The sequence below is a fragment of the Streptomyces sp. NBC_00193 genome, from assembly GCF_026342735.1.
In the GTDB taxonomy this organism is placed as follows: Bacteria; Actinomycetota; Actinomycetes; order Streptomycetales; family Streptomycetaceae; genus Streptomyces; species Streptomyces stoeckheimensis.
In genome coordinates, this window is sequence record NZ_JAPEMM010000001.1 from 3,174,013 (window position 1) to 3,193,141 (window position 19,129).

The 19,129-nt window shown below is 73.9% G+C and carries 17 protein-coding genes; 8 read left to right on the plus strand and 9 right to left on the minus strand.

Annotated elements, in window-relative coordinates; all coding sequences use genetic code 11:
• Positions 1–122: 122 nt before the first annotated feature.
• Positions 123–2,618 carry a helicase C-terminal domain-containing protein gene (locus tag OG898_RS14165; protein WP_266957107.1) on the minus strand — a complete coding sequence of 832 codons (2,496 nt, stop codon included), beginning with the start codon at positions 2,616–2,618 and terminating at the stop codon, positions 123–125.
• An 86-nt stretch (positions 2,619–2,704) separates the two neighbouring features.
• Here OG898_RS14165 and OG898_RS14170 point away from each other — a divergent pair, with 86 nt between their 5' ends.
• Positions 2,705–3,670 (plus strand): hypothetical protein, encoded by a 966-nt coding sequence (locus OG898_RS14170; RefSeq protein ID WP_266957109.1) that lies wholly within the window; start codon positions 2,705–2,707, stop codon positions 3,668–3,670.
• A 643-nt stretch (positions 3,671–4,313) separates the two neighbouring features.
• Here OG898_RS14170 and OG898_RS14175 read toward each other — a convergent pair.
• The 3 genes from OG898_RS14175 to OG898_RS14185 are packed head-to-tail and all read right to left on the minus strand — an operon-like array spanning position 4,314 to position 7,224.
• Positions 4,314–5,108: an ABC transporter ATP-binding protein gene (locus OG898_RS14175; RefSeq protein ID WP_266957111.1), complete on the minus strand. Its 795-nt coding sequence runs from the start codon at positions 5,106–5,108 to the stop codon at positions 4,314–4,316.
• Entirely contained in the window at positions 5,105–6,166 is a 1,062-nt protein-coding gene (locus tag OG898_RS14180) for an iron chelate uptake ABC transporter family permease subunit (RefSeq protein ID WP_250747441.1), read from the minus strand. The genes OG898_RS14175 and OG898_RS14180 overlap by 4 nt, the downstream gene beginning before the upstream one ends.
• Positions 6,163–7,224 (minus strand): iron ABC transporter permease, encoded by a 1,062-nt coding sequence (locus OG898_RS14185; protein WP_266957114.1) that lies wholly within the window; start codon positions 7,222–7,224, stop codon positions 6,163–6,165. Before OG898_RS14185 ends, OG898_RS14180 begins: the two co-directional genes overlap by 4 nt.
• A gap of 80 nt (positions 7,225–7,304) precedes the next feature.
• On the opposite strand from OG898_RS14185, the gene OG898_RS14190 reads away from it, so the two are divergent.
• Positions 7,305–7,934: an HAD family hydrolase gene (locus OG898_RS14190; protein ID WP_250747449.1), complete on the plus strand. Its 630-nt coding sequence runs from the start codon at positions 7,305–7,307 to the stop codon at positions 7,932–7,934.
• A gap of 27 nt (positions 7,935–7,961) precedes the next feature.
• On the opposite strand, the gene OG898_RS14195 is transcribed toward OG898_RS14190, so the two are convergent.
• Positions 7,962–8,228, minus strand: coding sequence for a hypothetical protein (locus tag OG898_RS14195; RefSeq protein ID WP_250747451.1), 267 nt, complete (start codon positions 8,226–8,228; stop codon positions 7,962–7,964).
• A 143-nt stretch (positions 8,229–8,371) separates the two neighbouring features.
• Between OG898_RS14195 and OG898_RS36255 the strand changes: the two genes are divergently transcribed.
• Positions 8,372–8,755 (plus strand): cold-shock protein, encoded by a 384-nt coding sequence (locus OG898_RS36255; RefSeq protein WP_308313522.1) that lies wholly within the window; start codon positions 8,372–8,374, stop codon positions 8,753–8,755.
• A gap of 56 nt (positions 8,756–8,811) precedes the next feature.
• Here OG898_RS36255 and OG898_RS14205 read toward each other — a convergent pair whose 3' ends face one another.
• The 4 genes from OG898_RS14205 to OG898_RS14220 all read right to left on the minus strand — a co-directional run bounded on the left by OG898_RS14205 (position 8,812) and on the right by OG898_RS14220 (position 12,566).
• On the minus strand, positions 8,812–9,672 hold the full coding sequence (locus OG898_RS14205; RefSeq protein ID WP_250747453.1) for a 1,4-dihydroxy-6-naphthoate synthase: 861 nt from the start codon (positions 9,670–9,672) through the stop codon (positions 8,812–8,814).
• Complete coding sequence (locus OG898_RS14210) at positions 9,669–10,418, minus strand: futalosine hydrolase (protein ID WP_266957118.1); 750 nt, start codon at positions 10,416–10,418, stop codon at positions 9,669–9,671. The genes OG898_RS14205 and OG898_RS14210 overlap by 4 nt, the downstream gene beginning before the upstream one ends.
• Before the next feature lie 13 nt (positions 10,419–10,431).
• The gene (locus OG898_RS14215) at positions 10,432–10,917 is read right to left on the minus strand and encodes a DUF2771 domain-containing protein (protein ID WP_250747456.1); all 486 of its coding nucleotides are present in this window, start codon (positions 10,915–10,917) and stop codon (positions 10,432–10,434) included.
• 284 nt (positions 10,918–11,201) lie between these two features.
• Positions 11,202–12,566 carry an MFS transporter gene (locus OG898_RS14220; RefSeq protein WP_250747458.1) on the minus strand — a complete coding sequence of 455 codons (1,365 nt, stop codon included), beginning with the start codon at positions 12,564–12,566 and terminating at the stop codon, positions 11,202–11,204.
• Between the two features lie 366 nt (positions 12,567–12,932).
• Between OG898_RS14220 and OG898_RS14225 the strand changes: the two genes are divergently transcribed.
• The 5 genes from OG898_RS14225 to OG898_RS14245 all read left to right on the plus strand — a co-directional run bounded on the left by OG898_RS14225 (position 12,933) and on the right by OG898_RS14245 (position 19,101).
• Positions 12,933–13,841: a DUF3027 domain-containing protein gene (locus OG898_RS14225; RefSeq protein ID WP_250747460.1), complete on the plus strand. Its 909-nt coding sequence runs from the start codon at positions 12,933–12,935 to the stop codon at positions 13,839–13,841.
• Positions 13,842–14,102: 261 nt separating this feature from the next.
• Positions 14,103–15,851, plus strand: a complete 1,749-nt coding sequence (locus tag OG898_RS14230; RefSeq protein ID WP_266957121.1) for an ABC transporter permease subunit — start codon at positions 14,103–14,105, stop codon at positions 15,849–15,851.
• 61 nt (positions 15,852–15,912) lie between these two features.
• Positions 15,913–17,223 (plus strand): nitrate/sulfonate/bicarbonate ABC transporter ATP-binding protein, encoded by a 1,311-nt coding sequence (locus OG898_RS14235; RefSeq protein ID WP_250747464.1) that lies wholly within the window; start codon positions 15,913–15,915, stop codon positions 17,221–17,223.
• 17 nt (positions 17,224–17,240) lie between these two features.
• A complete protein-coding gene (locus OG898_RS14240) occupies positions 17,241–17,459 on the plus strand; it encodes a hypothetical protein (protein WP_266878693.1) in 219 nt (72 codons plus the stop codon).
• A gap of 139 nt (positions 17,460–17,598) precedes the next feature.
• Positions 17,599–19,101, plus strand: a complete 1,503-nt coding sequence (locus OG898_RS14245) for a flotillin family protein (RefSeq protein WP_266960243.1) — start codon at positions 17,599–17,601, stop codon at positions 19,099–19,101.
• Positions 19,102–19,129: the final 28 nt, after the last annotated feature.

The window sequence follows — 19,129 nt, forward strand, 5'->3', positions numbered from 1 at the left end:
AGGGTGCGGGGCCGCGAGCCGTCCGGGCCAGGGGATTTCCCTGGCCTTCCGAACGGCCCCGGTCCTCAGACCGCCCCGGTCCTCAGACCGGCCCGGTCCTCAGACCGGCCCCGGCCCCCCGGTCAGATCTGGTCCTCCGCCAGTTCCGCGACGCCCGTGATCCGGTGCAGCGCGAACGTCCGTACCTCGTCCGCCGTGTGGTCGTAGCCGGTGACGAAGCCGCCCTCCACCCGTACCGGGGCGATGACCCGCTGGCTGGCCGCCCCGTCGGCGTTGACGTAGCCGATCCACACCGCCGACCCGGTGAGCGCGGCCGCCTGCACCGTCGCCAGGGTCTCCGCCGCGCTCGTGCGCGGGAGTTCGCCCGGGGTGCCGGAGCCGCCCGCCCCGGACCCGGCCGGCCCGGCCGGCTCCTTGCGGACCGCCGTCGCCGCCAGGTCGCCCGCGCGGATCGCCCGTACGGCCGCCCCCAGCAGCGTCGCGTCCGGTACCGGCGGCCCGTCCGGGACCGGTACGGGCAGGGCGCGGGCCGGGGTGCGGTGGGCATCGGCGCGGGACACCAGGACGTCCCCCGTACGGGATTCCGCGGCCGGGGCGTAGCCCATGGCCCGCAACCCGTCGAGCAGCGAGGTCGGTTCGGCCTGCGCGGCCAGTACGGTCGGCGCGAGGCGGCGCAGCCCGAGGCCCGCGGACCGCTTGTCGGCGAGGATCTCGTTCAGCATGCCGTCGTCGTCGCAGCGCACGTACGAGGAGGCCGCGCCGACCCGGAGGTGCCCGTGCCGCCGGGCCACGTCGTCGATGAGGTACGACAGCGGCTGCGGCACTGGGGTCCGGCTGTGCTCGGTGAGGAAGGACTGCAGGTCGACGGCGGTGTGGCCGGCGTCCAGGGCGCGGCGTACCGACCCGGGCGTGAAGCGGTACACGGTGGCCCCGCCCTTGGACTCCACCTCCGCCAGCACGGCCAGCACCTCGGCGAGCGCCCGCCGCAGCGGCCCGGGGGCCACCGCCGTCAGGTCGGCCTGGAGCAGTACGTGGTCCACGGGCTCGGGGAGCAGCGGCGCGAGCAGCGGCGCCGGGTCGCGCCCCTCCAGCAGGGCCCGGCCGGGTGCGGCGAGCGCGCCCCGGCCGGTGACGCCGAGGACCTCCGCCTCGGTCAGGGTCCAGCGTGCGAGGCGGCTGCGCAGTTCGCTCGTACCGCGCACCGGCCGCTCCCACTCCAGGCGGGCGAGGAGCACGGCCGGGTCGGGGGAGCCGCCCTCGGGGAGGTCGGCGAGCAGGCCGAGGATGCGGCGGCGGACCTCGGGGGCGGCGGAGCGGTCCAGTTCCGCGCCGAGCGCCGACAGGGTGCGGCCCTTCGCGTCCTGTTCGCCGACCAGGCCCGGGGTGCGGGTGGCGGTCAGCCAGGCCGCCGCCAGCACCGACCAGCGCTCGGCGGGCGGGAGTTCGAGCCAGACGTCGAAGGCGGGGGTCGGGGCGTACCGTTCGTCGGCCTCGCCGTCGCTGGCCAGCAGGCCGGCCGCGTAGGACAGCTCGATCCAGAACGCCGCCGACGGCTCGTCGGTGTCCAGGGAGGCGGCCGCCCGCTTCAGGTCGCGCACGGAGAGCCCGCCCGCCCGGAGCACGGGCGGACCGGCGTGCTCCCAGGACTTCACCAGCTCCTCGACCGTCGACAGCGCCGCCAGTGCCTGGCCGGCCGCGTTCGCGTCCACAAGCTGTGGACGGTGCTCGCGGTGCGCGGCGACGGCCGGGGGCAGCGGCTCCGTCACCCGGTGCGCGAGCCCGCCGCGCAGGTACAGGGCCACCTCGCGCGGCAGCAGCACCGTGCGCGCCGTGGCCGGGAGCAGCAGGCCGCGGTCGCGCAGCCAGCGCACCGGAGGCGTCGGATGGGGCGTCACTTCCCCGTACGGCGGACCCCACACGAGCCGGCCCAGCACCTGGTGGGCCTCCGCCGGAGCCTCGTCGAGCAGCGCCGACATCCGTTCCGGGTCGGTGAACAGGGCCGTCAGCGCGGTCACCGCCGACACCGGGTCGTGCGTCGCGGGCAGCCCGACGGCCGCCACGATCTCCTGGATCCGGGTCGGCGACATGCCGGCGGTGGCCTCGGCGACGGTGGGGCCGAGGCCCGTGGGGGAGGGGCGGGTGGCGGAGGGGGCGAGCAGTTCGCGGGCGGTGCGCACCAGGCGCAGCCGTTCGTCGTCGCCCCATACGAGGGCCTGCTCGCGCAGGGTGGCCAGGGCCCGGGGGAGTTCGGCGCGGGCGCCGTTGTCGGCGCCGGAGGTGGTGCCGGTGTCACCGCTGAGCAGGGACTCCAGTACCGCGTACGGGCAGGGCTCCGGGCCCACCGCGAGGGCCTCGGCGGCCTGCAGCGCGAACCGGTCCAGGCGGTCCAGCGCGCGCACCACCGAAGCCCGCGTACCGGCGCGCGTGGCGAGCTGCGTCACGTCTGCGGGCACCGGGCTCAGCAGGTCCGGCCGGGCGCGCAGCAGGGCGCCGAGCCCGTCGTCGTCGCGGGCGCGCAGCGCTTCGGCGAGGGAGCGCGGAGCGCTTCCCGAGGTGCTCGGGTCAGGCACGGTCGTCGCCTCCTGGTCGCGTCGGCCGGTCAGTCGGCCGGTCCCCATCCGGTCAACGGTATCCGCTGCGCCCCCGGCCGCTCCACGGGCGCACGCGCTACCTTCGCTGGAGGTGGCACGGGAGGAGCCGGGGCGTGGGGATCGAGAGCGACCATCTGGTCTACGAATATCTGAGCCGGGTCGGGGACTTGGCGCAGCGCAGGCACCTGTCGTCGGGGGACCGGATGCGGCTGGTGGCGGGGTTGCGGGACGAGATCGACCGGCGGCGGGCCAAGTACGAACCGGAGACGCCGGCGGCGGTTCGGCGCATCCTGCAGCGGATCGGCACGCCGGAGGAGGTCCTGGACACGCTGTCGACTACGGGCGCGGCGGAGGGCGCCTCCTCGTCCTCCTTCGCCCCCTCTGCTGCTTCTGCTCCCGCTGCGCCCTCGGTGCCGGTGCAGCGGGGGGCTGCGCCGCCGCATCTCGCGGGGCTCGACGAACTGGGTCCGGGTGAGCGGCTGGAGCCCGACTGGTGGACGGTCGGGCCGTCCTCGGCGGTGGAGGGCTTCGCGGGCGGGATCGAGATCCCGGAGCTGCTGAAGGCGCCGCGCGGGTTGTCCGGCTCGGACTCGGAATCGGAGGCGGACCCGGACCCGGACCCGGATCCGGCCCCGGCCCCGGCCCCGGTGGACGGGCGGCCCACGCTCATGGGGTACCTGCGCGAGCGGCGGCGCCGGGCGAAGGCTGCGGCGGCGGAGGCTGCCACCGTCGAGGCTGCACCGCGGCCGAAGCCGTACGCGTTCCTGCTGCTCGCGGGGGTGGCCCTGCTGGCGGGGGCCGTGTCCGGCTACTGGCTGCTGCTCGCGGCGGGGTGGCTGCTCGCGTATGCCTCGCGGGTGCTGGGGCCTGCGGAGCGGAAGTGGGTGGTGTTCGGGCTGCCGGGGGTCGTCTTCGCGGGGGCGGTGGTGTGGCTGTGGGGTCGCCTGAACGGCCGCTGGGGCTCACCGCTGGCGGACGAGGCCCTGAGCGGGACCTTCCGGGACCTGCTGCCCTGGCTGGTGCGGGCTGCGGCGATGGCCTCGGCGCTGTATCTCCTCTGGCGTTCCCGCCGCCGCTGAGTTCCTGTGGTGCGGCGCCGTTGCCGGGGACCAGTCCCCGGACCCCTGCGCCTCAATCGCCGGCGGGGCTGGGGTGTGGTGGGGTCTGGGTGCTGCGGGGGTGGGTCGGTGCCGGGGCGGGGGTGGGGTGTCGGCCTGGACTGCATGATTTAGGCGCCCTGTGCCGAGCTGCGACAGGGTGAAGCCTGTTCTCGCGCCACAAATCACGCTTTACGTCCCGGCCAACACCCCACCCCGTCCCCGTCCCCGACCCGCGCCGCAACCCTCCGACCCCGGCCGGGCGACGATCCGGCCCCGCCGAGTGGCGAGCTCTTCAGCCGTCCGGGCGCAGCAATTCCAGCCGTCCGGCGTTTGAGGACCGGGGTCTGGGGCGGAGCCCCAGGGGGTTCGGGCGCAGCCCGGGACCCCTCTCCAGCCCGTCCGGCGCTTGAGGACCGGGTCCGGGCCGAGCCCGGGGGCATCGCTCAGCCTCGCCGGCGTTTGAGGCGCGGGTCCGGGCAGCGCCCGGGGAACGGTGGAAGGGCGGGTAGGGGACTTTGCCACGCAGGGCCCGGCCAGCCGCACCCGCCCACCGGACGGCGGTGGCGGCAGTGCCGCCGGGCCACCGCCGGTCGGAGGCCGGTGCAGCGGTGCGAGGGGTGCGTTAGGAAGGTGCGGCCCACGGGGACGTCGGGACGATCAGGGGGGAGCCCGTTATCGGGTCGGGGATGACGATCGAGTCGAGGCCGAAGACCTCGCGGACCAGGTCGGCCGTGACGATCGAAGAGGGTGGGCCCTCCGCCACCACCCGGCCCGATTTCATCGCCACCAGGTGGTCCGCGTACCGCGCGGCCTGGTTGAGGTCGTGGAGGACGGCGACGACCGTGCGGCCGCGTTCGTGGTTCAGGCGGCGGACCAGGTCCAGCACCTCCACCTGGTGGGCGATGTCCAGGAAGGTCGTCGGCTCGTCCAGGAGCAGGATGTCCGTGTCCTGGGCGAGGGCCATCGCGATCCAGACCCGCTGCCGCTGTCCGCCCGACAGCGCGTCCACGGGACGGTCCGCCAGGTCCGACACCGACGTCCGGGCCATCGCGTCGACGACGGCCCGCTCGTCCGCCTCCGACCACTGCTGCCACCAGTGCTGGTGCGGCTGTCGACCCCGCGCGACCAGGTCCGCGACGGTGATCGCCTCCGGGGCCGAGGGGGATTGCGGGAGCAGGCCGACGGCCTGGGCGATCCGCCGGGTGGGGAGGGAGGAGAGGGCTTCGCCGTCCAGGACGACCGAGCCCGAGCGGGGGCGGAGCAGTCGGCCGAGGGCCCGTAGCGTCGTGGACTTGCCGCAGGCGTTCGGGCCGACGATCACCGTCACCTTGCCGTCCGGGACGGACAGGTCCAGGGCGTCCACGACCACCCGGTCCTCGTAGGCGAGGGTCAGGCCCCGTGCGGACAGTCGGCTCACTGCTTGCCTCCGGTGCGGCTGCGCATGATCAGCCAGATCAGGTACGGGGCCCCGACGGCGGCCGTCAGGACGCCCACCGGGAGTTCGGTCGGGGAGAGGAGCTTGCGGGCGAGCAGGTCGGCCAGGACGACGATCACCGCGCCCGTCAGGGCGGAGGAGAGGAGCGGGATCTGGGCCGTGCGGGTCATCCGGCGGGCGATCTGCGGGGCCAGCAGGGCGACGAAGTCGACGGGGCCCGCGGCGCCCGTGGCCACCGAGGCCAGGATCACGCCGAGGGCGACGAGCCCGAGCCGGACCCGGCCCAGCCGGATGCCGAGCGCCGTGGCGGTGTCGTCGTCGAGGGAGACGGTGCGCTGGGCGCGGGCCGCCCACAGGATGCCGGGGAGGAGGGCCAGGAGGACCCAGGCCAGGGGGGTCGCGACGTCCCAGCCGCGGCCGTTGAGGGAGCCGGTCATCCAGATCTGCGCCTGCTGCGCGACCAGGTAGTCGCCCTTGGTCATGAGCAGGGTGGTCACCGAGCGCAGGGCGATGGCGAAGCCGATGCCGATGAGGACGAAGCGGGTCGCGTGCAGGCCGCCGCGCCACGCGAAGACGTAGACGAGGGCGGCCGCGATCACGCCGCCGAGGACCGAGAGGTACGGGAGGAGCGTGTACGAGGTGACGCCGAAGGTCAGTGCCGCCACCGTGACGGCGCTCGCGCCCTGGCTGATGCCGATGATGTCGGGGGAGGCGAGCGGGTTGCGGGCGACGGTCTGGATCAGCGCGCCGGCCACCCCGAAGGCCAGGCCGACCAGCAGGCCCACCGTCATGCGGGGCAGGCGGAGCGTGCCGACCACCAGGTCGGCTGGGGAGGGTTGTCCGAGGACGACCTTTACCACCTGGGCGGGGGCGACGAAGGATTCGCCGAGGGAGAGGTACGCGACGCACACCGCGGCCAGGAGGAGGGCCAGGCCGAGGGCCACGGCCGCCGACCGGCGGTGCAGGAGGAAGGAGCCGCGGCCCGAGCGGGGGCGGAGGAGCGCGTAACCGGCGGGGAGGACCCGCGTGCCGGCGCTCATGCCGCCACCGTCTTGCGGCGGACCAGCGTGACCAGGAACGGCACCCCGATCAGCGCGGTCATCACTCCGGCGGGGACCTCGCCGGGCGGGACGAGGATCCGGCCGAGGACGTCGGCGACGAGGAGCATCACCGGGCCGATCAGGGCGGCCACGGGCAGGACCCAGCGGTGGTCGCTGCCGACGAGGGCGCGGGCGAGGTGCGGTACGGCGAGGCCGATGAAGGCGATGGGTCCGGCGGCCGCGACCCCGGCGCCGGTGAGGATCGTGGCGCCGAGGCCGGCGACGATCCGTACGGCGGCGATGTTCTGCCCGAGTCCCTTCGCGAGGTCCTCGCCCAGGGCGAGCGCGTCCAGGCCGCGCGCTGCGGATGTCACCAGGACCGCGCCGACGAGGAGGAACGGCCAGATCTGGTGGACGACGGCGGTATCGCGCCCGGCGATGGAGCCGACCTGCCAGAAGCGGAACTCGTCCAGGGCCGAGGCCTTCGTCGTGAGGACGCCCATGGTGATCGACACCAGCAGGGCGTTGATCGCGGCCCCGGCCAGCGCCAGCTTGACGGGGGTCGCCCCGCCGCGGCCGCCGGAGGCGACGGCGTACACGGCCACCGAGGCGATCCCGGCGCCCGCGAAGGCGAACCACACGTAGCCGCTCAGGGTGTGGACCCCGGCGAAGGCGATGGCGCAGACGACCGCGACCCCGGCTCCCTGGCTGATGCCGAGGATGCCGGGGTCGGCGATCGGGTTGCGGGTGATGCCCTGGAGCGCGGTTCCGGCGAGGGCGAGGCCCGCGCCGACCATCAGGGCTATGAGGGTGCGCGGTACGCGCAGCGAGCGGACGACCTCGGCGTTCGGGCCGGTCGCGCCCCGGAAGAGCGCGTCGAAGACCTCGCCGGGCGCGATGGCGCGGGCGCCGACGGCGAGGCTGAGGAGCACCGCGCACAGCAGCGCGGCGAGGCCGGCCGCCGTCCAGGCGATACGACGGGCCGTCAGGGCGCGCCGGACCACGGCGGGGGCCGCGGGGAGGGGAGGCGCGGGAGCCGCGGGAGCGGGGGCTGACATGTCACCAAATTTCACTGTCTGGTAAGGCGAGCCTCAGTCTACGTTCCCGGTCCCGGTGCCCGGCTCGGCACAATGGGGGCATGAGCCCCGAGACGCAGCTGACCGTCGGATTCGACCTCGACATGACCCTCATCGACTCCCGGCCGGGCATCAAGGCGGCCTTCGAGGCGCTTTCGGCCGAGACGGGCACGTTCATCGACACCGAGCAGACGGTGTCGCGCCTCGGTCCGCCGCTGGACCAGGAGCTCGCGTACTGGTTCCCGGAGTCGGAGATCCCCGCCATGGCCGACCGCTACCGGGAGATCTATCCCACCTACGCCATCGGGCCGACCCCGGCGATGCCCGGCGCCCGCGAGGCGGTCGAAGCCGTCCGGGCCCTCGGCGGCCGCGCGATCGTCGTCACCGCCAAGCACGAGCCCAACGCCCGCCTGCACCTGGACCACCTGGGGATCGAGCCGGACGCGGTCATCGGCTCGCTGTGGGCGGAGGCCAAGGCGGTCGCCCTGCGCGAGTACGCCGCCCAGGTCTACGTCGGCGACCACGTCGGCGACGTCCGGGGCGCCCGTACGGCCGGCGCGGTGTCGGTGACGGTCCCGACCGGCCCCTGCCCGGAGCCGGAACTGCGGGAGGCGGGCGCGGACGTGGTCCTGGCGGACCTCACGGAGCTGCCGGCCTGGCTCGCGGAGTACGAGCGCACGCGGACCGCGTAACCGCGGACCCCGTCCGCCGTACCGGCCCTACGCCTGCGAGGCGCGGGCCGCCGTGCGCTGTGCGGCGGCCGAGCGCAGCACGCCCGCCGCCGAGATCATGAAGCCGACGCCCATGAGCATGCACACGGCCCACGCGTACGACGGGAACGGGTCCACGTCGAGGAAGAGCGGGGCCATCGTGGCGAGCGTGGCGACGGCGCCGACGATGAAGACGATGCCGCCGGCCTTGACGAGCGCGTCGCCGGGGCGGGCGTCGTCGGCCGCGGCGTGGTCGGGCTGAGGAGTAACAGTCACCCGACCAGGGTAGTTCCCTGGCCGGAGCGGTCACCCGCGAAGGACCGGGGAACGTCTTGTCACCCGGAGAGGGGCAACTAGCCTGAGAGGTGCGGGTCTGCGACCCGCTTCCCACCCGACGAACGCAAGGACAGAGGACGGACGTGCCTACCGGCAAGGTCAAGTGGTTCAACAGTGAGAAGGGCTTCGGCTTCCTCTCCCGCGACGACGGCGGCGACGTCTTCGTCCACTCGTCGGTGCTCCCCGACGGGTTGGACGCGCTCAAGCCCGGCCAGCGCGTCGAGTTCGGTGTCGTCGCAGGGCAACGCGGTGACCAGGCGCTTTCGGTGATCGTCCTGGATCCGGCACCCTCCGTCGCGGCCGCGCAGCGGCGCAAGCCGGACGAGCTCGCGTCCATCGTGCAGGACCTCACGACCCTGCTGGAGAACGTCTCGCAGCAACTGGAGCGGGGCCGCTACCCCGACAAGGCGCACGGCGGGAAGATCGCCGGCATGCTGCGCGCGGTGGCCGACCAGCTCGACGTCTGAGCCCTGCGCACGACCGTGCCCCGCCGCCCGTCAGGGCCGCGGGGCACGGTCATGTCCTACGGGAAGACCAGCGCGTCGGCTGCGATGGCCGGAACAAGACCCTCCGCGGCCGCCCGGGTCAGCAGCCCGCGCACCGCCGCGTAGCCGGCTTCGCCCAGGTCGGCGGTGAACTCGTTGACGTACAGCCCGATGTGCTGGTCGGCGACGGCCGGGTCCAGCTCCTGCGCGTGCGCCCGTACGTACGGCCGGGACGCCTCCGGGTCGGCCCAGGCCATCCGGACCGACGTGCGGGCGGCCTCGGCGAGCGCGCGCAGCGCGTCCGCGCCCAGGGAGCGCTTGGCGATGATCGCGCCGAGCGGGATCGGCAGGCCGGTCGTGGACTCCCAGTGCTCGCCCATGTCGGCCAGACAGTGCAGTCCGTAGTCGCGGTAGGTGAACCGGGCCTCGTGGATGACCAGTCCGGCGTCCACCCGGCCGTCGCGCACGGCGGGCATGATCTCGTGGAACGGGAGGACGACCACCTTGCCGACGCCTTCGGGCAGCACGTCGGCGGCCCACAGCCGGAACAGCAGGTAGGCGGTGGAGCGTTCGCTCGGGACCGCGACCGTCTTGCCGGTCAGGTCCAGGCCCGGCTCCCGGGTGAGGACCAGGGGCCCGCAACCGCGGCCCAGCGCGCCGCCGCAGGGGAGGAGCGCGTATTCCTCCAGGACCCACGGCAGGACGGCGTAGGAGACCTTCAGCACGTCGAGCTCGCCGCGCTCGGCCATGCCGTTGGTGAGGTCGATGTCGGCGAAGGTGACGTCGAGGGCGGGCGCGCCGGGGACCCGGCCGTGGGCCCAGGCGTCGAAGACGAAGGTGTCGTTCGGGCAGGGCGAGTACGCGATCCGCACGGGCGGTGCGGCGGCTGCTGCGGTCATGAGGGTCCTCCCCAGGAAGCGAGTACGGGTCCCAGTGCCCGGAAGCCGTCGGCCAGCGCCGTCAGCGCCTCGCCGATCCGCCAGGCGTCGCGGTCCCGCGGGCCCACGGCGTTGGAGACGGCACGGACCTCCAGCACGGGCAGCCCGTGGGCGGCGGCGGCCTCCGCGACCCCGAAGCCCTCCATCGCCTCGGCCCCGGCGAGCGGGTGCCGGGCGGCGAGGGCGGTCGTACGGGCGGCGGTGCCGGTGACGGTGGAGACGGTCAGCACGGGCGCGAGCAGCGCCCCGGTCGCCTCGGCGGCGCGCGCGGCGAGCTCTGCGGGAGGCAGGTGCACGCTGCGGCCGAAGCCGAGTTCGGTGACGGTCAGGAACCCCTGCGGGGTCTCGGCGCCCAGATCGGCGGCGACGATCGCGTCGGCGACCACGAGGGAGCCGATCGGGGCGGCGGGCGCGAACCCGCCGCCGATGCCGGCGGAGACGACGAGGCCGTAGCCGGGGGCTGCCGCGAGCGCCAGGGCGGTCGCCGTACCGGCGGCCGCGGCGGCCGGGCCGACACCGGCGACCAGCACGTCGAAGGCTCCCCGGCGGTGGATGAGGTAACCGCCGGGGAGGGTGCGCGGCTCGGAAGTGAAACCGGGGGCGTGGTCCGGGCCGGGGGTGTGGTCCGGATGAGGGACCGGACCGGACAGGCCTCGGACGACGGAGTCGGCCTCCGCCGTCACCGCGGTCACGATGAGCGCGCGCATGGTGGGTACGGGACTACTTGAGCTTGACGTTGAAGGCCCAGACGGCGATGGGCTTGCCGTCCTCGGACACCTGGACGATGTTCAGCTTCTTGGAGGCCGGGGCCTCGCCCTGGCCGCCGGTGGCGAACAGGTCGGCGCCGGGGAAGCTGCGGTAGGTGTTCGAGGAGGGCTCGGTGATCGGCTGCCCGTCGAGGACCGCCTGCCACTTCTTGCCGTCCTCGACGACGTCCGGCTCGACACCGAGGCGCAGCGTGTCGCCGCGGCCGTAGTCGATGTTCTTGGCGTGCTTGAGGTCGGCGAAGCACTCCTGGACCTTGTCGGCCGTGAGCTCCTTGGCGTCGCTGCAGGCGGCTTCGGTGGACACCGACGAGGTGCCGACCGTCACGGTCGCCAGCGGCGTCGGCTTGTCACAGGCGGAGAGGAGGAGGAGGCCGGCGGAAACGGCTCCGAGGGCCGCGACGCTGCGGCGGGCCCTACCCGAGAAAAGCGGTGCGGTCATGAGCCGAAGGCTATCGGGCCCGTACGCTGCGCTGCTGCACGGGGTCCTACGGTGCGGCGCGCTGCGCGAGGTTCCCGGGGTGCGGCGCCGCTGCGCACAGCGCCCCCGGCTGCGCCGGGCCTTCCGGGGCTCCGCCCCGGACCCCGCTCCTCAAACGCCGGAGGGGCTGGATTTTCCGACCCCCGGCGGCCGAATCCAGCCTCGCCGGCGTTTGAGGCGCGGGTCCGGGCGGAGCCCGGGGAACGGTGGAAGGGCGGGTAGGGGACGGCCCCGCAGGGCAGCGGCTACGCCACCCGGGGCCGGGAGGAGCTGTGCTGCTGGTGGCGCGGGGAGGTGAGGAAGCCGCGCAGGGCCATCGTCGTGCCCAGGGCGACCACCGCCGCGGCGACGGACATGCCGAGGACCCCGTTGAGGGGGAGCGCGATGCCGATCGAGCCGCCCAGTACCCAGGCCACCTGGAGCAGGGTCTCCGAACGGGCGAAGGCCGACGTACGGACGGCCTCGGGCACGTCGCGCTGGATCATCGCGTCCAGCGAGAGCTTCGCGAGGGCCTGGCAGAAGCCGGCCGTCGCGCCCAGGACGGCCATGAACACCCCGCTGAAGAAGACCGCCGCGAGGACGGCCACCGCGAGGGTCAGGGACAGTACGGCGGCGATGATCGCCTCGGGCGCGCGGGCCCGGAGCCAGGCCCCGACGGCGGTCCCGCAGGCGTTGCCGACGCCCGCCGAGACGCCGACGATGCCCAGCGACACCGCCGCGCTCTGCCCTGCGAGCGGGTGCTCGCGCAGCAGGAACGCCAGGAAGAAGATCAGGAACCCGGACAGCCCGCGCATCGACGCGTTCGCCAGCAGCCCGCACAGCACCGGCCGGCTGACCGTCCGCAGCCCCGGCCGCTTCGAGTGCGGCTCGTGGGTGGAGAGCCGGGCCCGCCGCTCGCCCTTCGCCTCGTCGACCTTGTGCGGCAGCGTGAACGCCGCGAAGGTGCCCCAGATGAAGATCGCGCACGCTCCGTAGAGCGGCCACGGCGGACCGATCGTGTGCAGGGCGGCGCCCACGGGCGCGGCGGCGCCGGTGGCCAGCAGGCCGGCCAGGGTGACCCGGGAGTTCGCCTTGACCAGGGAGAACCCCGGTGGGAGGAGTCGTGGGACCACCGCGCTGCGGACCACCCCGTAGGCCTTGGAGGCGACGAGGACGCCGAGGGCGGCCGGGTACAGCTCCAGCCCGCCCGTGGCCACCGCGCCCGACATCATCACGGCCAGCAGGGCCCGGGTGAGCATCGCGCCGGCCATCGCGGCCCGCCGTCCGTGCGGCAGCCGGTCCAGCAGGGGACCGATCACCGGGGCCAGCAGGGTGAAGGGGGCCATCGTGATGGCGAGGTACAGGGCGACCCGGCCGCGTGCCTCGTCCGTGGGGACGGAGAAGAAGACGGTGGAGGCGAGTGCAACTGTGATCATCACATCACCGGCGCCGTTGATCGCGTGCAGCTCGATCAGCTTGCCGAGACCCGATTCGCCCGCCCCGTGCGCGTGGGTGGCCCGCCGGATTCCGCGCGCCGTACCCGTGAAGGGCAGGTGCAGGGCACGCCCGATGGCCCGGCCGGCCCGCCTGGCCGGTCCCGAGCCGTCATCGGACGACCGTACGGGTGCCACGTGGCCATAGTGCCCCACTCGGCCTCCCGGGACCCTTCCCGGCGCGTCGCGGGGACCCGGCCGGGCCCCGGCTCGGCCGCGGGTTGGCCGTGGGTGTCCGCGAATCGGACCTTGCATGTGGGCCGAAGGCGCCGGAGGAGGTAGCGTGCGTAGCGCGCCACCGGCGGTTGCTCCTGGCCGCGCGCCTCTTCGCGATCCCTCAGAATGGATCGCAGGTAGGTGCGCCCTGGAACCCGATCGGGCGCGGACGTCGACGCGGCCCCCTGGTCCGCTCCGCCCGCGCTACGTAGGGACAGCCGACGGGTCGTTGTGGACGACAAGTACGGACGGCGCACTCGTGAGACGGCGTAGGAGAGAACGAGACCTGTGAGTGCTGCGACGACGCGAAGCCGTACCCCCGACCGCCTGTGCGTCGAGGCGGTAGACCTCGCCCGAGCGGCGGCCGAAGAAGCCGCCTACCCCGGAGTGGTCGGCGAACACACCGCCGCCATCGCGGAAGGTGACCGGGTCGTCACGCACTTCTTCGAGTGCAAGGACCCCGGCTACCGCGGCTGGCGTTGGGCCGTGACGGTGACACGTGCCTCCCGCGCGAAGAACGTCACCCTCGACGAAACGGTGCTGCTCCCGGGCGACGACGCCCTGCTGGCCCCCGAGTGGGTGCCGTGGAGCGAGCGGCTGCGGCCGGGCGACATGGGTCCGGGCGACCTGCTCCCCACGGACGCCGAGGACCTGCGCCTGGAGGCCGGCTGGTCGGGCGAGGACGCCCCGCCGCCGAACTCGGTGGTGTCCACCGAGATGGCCGAACTGGTCGAGGCGGAGGACGCCGACGTCACCGACCGCGCGGTGGTCCCCGTACGCGGCTCCATCACCTCCGTCGCGGAGGAACTGGGCATGCGGCGGGCGCGCGTGCTCTCCCGCTACGGGCTGCACAGCGCGGCCGACCGCTGGGACGAGTCCTTCGGCGCGAAGACCCCGATGGCGCAGGCGGCCCCGGCCTCGTGCGTCTCCTGTGGCTTCCTCGTCGCGATCGGCGGCTCGCTGGGCCAGGCCTTCGGCATCTGCGCGAACGAGTTCGGACCGGCCGACGGCCGGCTCGTCTCCCTGTCCTACGGCTGCGGCGGCCACTCGGAGGCCGCGGTCATGCCGAAGCCGCCGCGACCTGCGCCGCCCGTCCTGGACTCGATGGCCTCGGACGAGTTCCACCTCCGCCCGTCCCCCGACTCGGGTTCGGTCCCGACGGCGGACGAGCTGGCCACGGACCTCGGCCACTCGTAACCCCTTCCGGGGTCGGCCGTATCCAGCCTCGCCGGCGTTTGAGGCGCGGGGTCCGGGGCGGAGCCCCAGGGGGTCCGGGCGCAGCCCGGGGAACGGGCGAAGGGCGGGTAGGGGAACTCCGCCCCGCGCAGCGGCACCCGCCCGTGCAGCGGCACCCGCCGGAGCGGCGCCCCCGTAGCCGGACCAGGTCCGGCCCCGCGGCCTCGCCCGGTTGGGCGACTCGGGGCGCGACGGGCCGTCAGGCGTGATCCGCTGGGCGGGATGAAGACCTCCACGCGCCCAGAGACCCACACCGGACAGGCGGCGCCCACCCGCACCCGCCTGTCCTGGGTCGACTTCGCCGTGGCGGCGGCCTTCCTGGTGCTCGGGTACGCGATCCTCCAGGTCGGCAAGGGCACCACGGTCAACTTCGACCCCGCCGACGTCCCCGACGTGGACACGGACCCGGCGAAGCTCCCGTACTACGCCGCCCGCAGCGTCCTGCGGATGTTCATCGCGCTGTTCGCCTCCGTGGTCTTCACCTTCGGCTACGCCTACGCCGCCGCCCGCAGCCGCCGCCTGGAACGGGTGCTGATCCCGGCCCTGGACATCCTCCAGTCCGTCCCCGTCCTCGGCTTCCTCTCGGTCCTCGTCACCTTCTTCGTGGCCCTGTTCCCCGGCTCGCTCCTCGGCCTCGAATGCGCCGTCATCTTCGCCATCTTCACCTCCCAGGCCTGGAACATGACCTTCGGGTTCTACGCCACCCTGACCTCCCTCCCCCGCGAACTCGACGAGGTGTCCCGCTCGTTCGGCTTCACCCGCTGGATGCGCTTCTGGCGCGTGGAGGTCCCCGCCGGGGTCATCGACCTGGTGTGGAACGGCATGATGAGCTTCGCCGGCGGCTGGTTCATGCTCGTGGCCTCCGAGGCGGTCTCCGTCTCCGGGCAGGAGTACGCCGTCCCGGGCCTCGGCTCGTACGCGGGCACCGCGATCGGCGAGGGCGACCTCGGGAAGATCGCCTGGGTCATCCTCGCGATGACCGTCACCATCGTCACCGTCAACTTCTTCTTCTGGCGGCCCCTCACGGCCTGGGCGGAGAAGTACAAGAACGAGCAGTCGGAGTCCACCGACGTCCAGCGCAGCTACGTACTGGACTTCCTGCGCCGCTCCCACTGGCCCCGCCTGCTCGGCCGTGCCACCGCCCCCGCCCGCGACGCCACCGGCCGGGCCGCCCGCGTACTGGGCCGCGACGACCGGGCGCTGTCCGTGGATCCGGCCCGCCGCCGGACCGGCGACGTGGTCTTCGGCGTCGTCGCCGGAGCCGTCATCCTGTGGGGCCTGTACGACCTGGTGGGCTACCTCCAGCGCGAAGCCGAAGCCGGCCTCGGGGTGTTCGGGGAGCCGCTGCTGCTCGGGCTGATCACCTTCGTCCGGGTGATCGTGCTCGTCGCCGCCGCCACCGTCGTGTGGGTGCCCGTGGGCGTGTGGATCGGCTCCTCGCCCCGGCTCACGAAGATCGCCCAGCCCGTGGTGCAGGTGCTGGCGAGCTTCCCCGCGAACCTGCTCTTCCCGGTGGCCGTCTGGTTCTTCCTCAGGACCGGGCTGAACATCAACATCGGCTGCATCCTGCTGATGGCCCTGGGCGCGCAGTGGTACATCCTCTTCAACGCCATCGCCGGAGCCATGGCCATCCCCTCGGACCTCAAGGAGGCCATGGACGACCTCGGCGTCCGCGGGCTCCAGCGCTGGAAGCGCCTGATCATCCCGGCCGTGTTCCCCTCGTACGTCACCGGCGGCATCACCGCCTCGGGCGGCGCCTGGAACGCCTCCATCGTCGGTGAGGTCGTCACCTTCGCCGGGACCACGCTGTCCGCGACCGGCCTCGGCGCGTACATCTTCCACGCCACCGAGGACGGGGACTTCCCCAAGCTGATCGCCGGGATCGCCGTCATGAGCCTGTACGTCGTCGGCCTCAACCGGTTGTTCTGGCGGCCCCTGTACCGGCTCGCGGAGCGCCGCTACTCCATCTGAACCCCGCCCGCCCGACCGCTCGTACGCCCGCTCGACCGACCGACCGAGGAGCCCGCCCCGCATGACCACGATCCTCCAGGCCGCCGCCCTCACCAAGTCCTACGCCGGCGCCGACGGGGAACTGCCCGTGCTCGGCGGCATCGACCTGGAGATCCGCGAGGGCGAGATCGTCGCCCTCCTCGGGAAGTCCGGCAGCGGCAAGTCCACCCTGCTGCGCTGCCTCGCCGGGCTGATCCCCGCCAGCTCCGGCTCGGTCACCTACCGGGGCGAGGAGCTGCGCGGGGCGAACCCCGGCACGGCGATGGTGTTCCAGACCTTCGCGCTGCTGCCCTGGCTGACGGTGCAGCAGAACGTGGAACTGGGCCTGGAGGCCAAGGGCATGGACCGCGAGGCGCGGGCCCGCCAAGCGGTGGAGGCCATCGACCTGATCGGCCTGGACGGCTTCGAGTCGGCCTACCCGAAGGAGCTCAGCGGCGGGATGCGCCAGCGCGTCGGCTTCGCCCGGGCCCTGGTCGTGGAGCCGGACGTGCTGATGATGGACGAGCCGTTCTCCGCCCTGGACGTGCTCACCGCCGAGAACCTGCGCGGTGAGCTGATGGAGCTGTGGGCCTCCGACCGCTTCCCCGCCAAGGCGGTGGTGCTGGTCACGCACAACATCGAGGAGGCCGTGCTGATGGCCGACCGGGTGGTGGTGCTGGGCTCGCGGCCCTACGGAACCATCAAGGAGACCTTCGCGGTGGACCTGGCCCGCCCCCGGGACCGGGGCGGCGCCGACTTCGAGCGGATCGTGGACGCCGTGTACGCGGTGATGACCGGCCGCACCGCCCAGGCCACCGCCAGCACGCCCACGGCCCCGCCGGCCAAGCGCACCCCGGCCAACACCCCGCTCCCGGCGGCCAGCGTCGACGGGATGGCGGGCCTCGCCGAGATCGTGCTCCAGCGCGGCACCGGCGACGGCAGCGTGGACCTCGCCGACCTCGCCGAGGAACTGGGCCTGGAGGTGGACGACGTACTGCCCCAGGTGGACGGGCTGGAACTGCTGGGGCTGGCCGAGGTACGGGACCTGCACCTGGTGCTGACCGCCCGCGGCAGCGCCTTCGCGGGGGCCGACGTACAGGAGTCGAAGGAACTGTTCGCGCAGGGGGCCATGGAGGTCCCGCTGGTCCACCTGATCCACACCACCCTGCAGCGCTCGCGGGGCGGCACCCAGCGGGCCGGCTTCTTCCGCGACCTGCTCTCGCACCACTACACGAGCGAGCAGCTGGAGCAGCAGCTGGAGACGGCGACGGACTGGGGCCGCTACGGGGAGCTGTACGGCTACCACGCGGACGGCGAGGAATACCGGCTCGACGAGGATCCCGCACGGGGTTAGACCCGTACGCTCGGTGCATGGGGGAATCGGACATGGTGGGACTGGACGGCCGGGTCACCGGAACGGTCGGGCCGGGGCTGGTCGGCGAGGTCATCGTGCGGATCCGGGGCGGAGCCGAGCACTTCCTCGCGCACCCGGCGCCGGGGACGGGCCGGCTGGCGGTCGGGACGGTGGTCACGGTGGTCGAGTACCTGCCGCCGCGGACGGTCTACGTGATGGCCGCGTACGGGGACTGACCAGGGGCCGTGCTCCCTGGTCGTCCTCTCGTATCAAGATGGCGACAAGAATCGGCCGCCGTCTTCACGCCGCCCTGACACGGGCGCACACTCGCCTTCTTCGGTGGCGAACGCGACCGTGTACGAGGGGGAGTTGCCGATGTCTGTCGGCGTACTGGCAGGGATTGTGGTGGGTGCGATCGCGGCCGCGATCGGCCTGTTCAAGCTCATGTGGCGGGTGGCCGAGCCCAACGAGGCGCTGGTCATCTCGGGCTCCGCGCACAAGACCGAGGGCATCGCGGAGGGCATGGGCTTCCGCATCGTCACCGGGCGGGGAACGATGGTGATGCCCGGCGTGCAGGCCGTGCGCAAGCTGTCGCTGGACCTCAACGAGACCCAGCTGAACGTGGACTGCGTGACCCACCAGGGCATCCCGCTGCGGGTCAAGGGCGTGGTCATCTTCAAGATCGGCGACGACTTCGTGTCCATCGCCAACGCGGCCCGCCGCTTCCTGGACCAGCAGAAGATGATGCCCGAGCGGGTGCACATCGTCTTCGCCGGCCATCTGCGCTCCATCGTGGGCGGCCTGACGGTCGAGGACATGATCCGCGACCGGGAGAAGCTGACCGGGCAGACCCGGGCGGCGTGCGGTACGGAGATGGAGAAGCTCGGCCTGATCGTCGACTCCCTCCAGATCCACGAGATCGAGGACCCGACGGGCTACATCAAGAACCTGGCGATGCCGCACGCGGCGGCCGTCCAGCGGGACGCGCGGATCGCCCAGGCGGACGCCAACCTGCGGGCCACCGAGGCCGAACAGGCCGCCTTCGCGCGGATGTCGGAGGCCACCCGGGACAGCGAGATCCTCCAGGCCGGCTACCAGGCCGAGCGGGACAAGGCGGCCGCGACGGCCCGGCAGGCGGGCCCGCTGTCGGAGGCGGCGGCGCGGCAGGAGGTCGTGGTCCAGGAGACCCGGGTGGCGGAGCTGGAGGCGCAGCGGCGCGAGCAGCAGCTCCAGGCGGACGTGCGCAAGCCGGCGGACGCGGCGGCGTACGAGACCCGGACCCGGGCCGAGGCGGACCGCGACGCGCGCATCTCGGCGGCGCAGGCCAAGGCGAAGGAGACGGAGCTGGCGGCCGCGGCCGAGGCGACCCGGGTGACGACGGCCGCGGCGGCCGACGCGAAGGCCACCGAGGCCAGGGGCCTGGCCGCGGCGACGGCCACCCGCGCGACCGGTGAGGCGGAGGCGGCGGCGACCCAGGCCAAGGGCCTCGCGGAGGCGGCGTCGGCCCAGGCGAACGGGCTGGCGCTGGCGGAGGCCGCCAAGGCGAAGGGCCTCGCGGAGGCGACGGCCATCAAGGCGCGGGCCGCCGCGCTGGCGGAGAACCAGGAGGCGGTGGTCGCGCAGCAGCTCGCCGAGAACTGGCCGGCGATCGTGGAGGCGGGGGCGGGTGCCTTCGGCAACGTCGAGCACATGATCCTCCTCAACGGGGCGGAGGGCATGTCGGAGATGTTCGCGAAGGCCCTGACGATGGGCGGCACGGGCCTGGGCCTGGCCCGCCAGCTCCTGTCGACGATGTCCCAGCCGCCCGCACCCGCCACCACCCCGGTGAACGGCTCCGCCCCGGAGTCGTCCCACCAGATCCCGATCCAGGGGGCGTAGCAGCAGGACCGCCGGAGGGGCTGGGAAA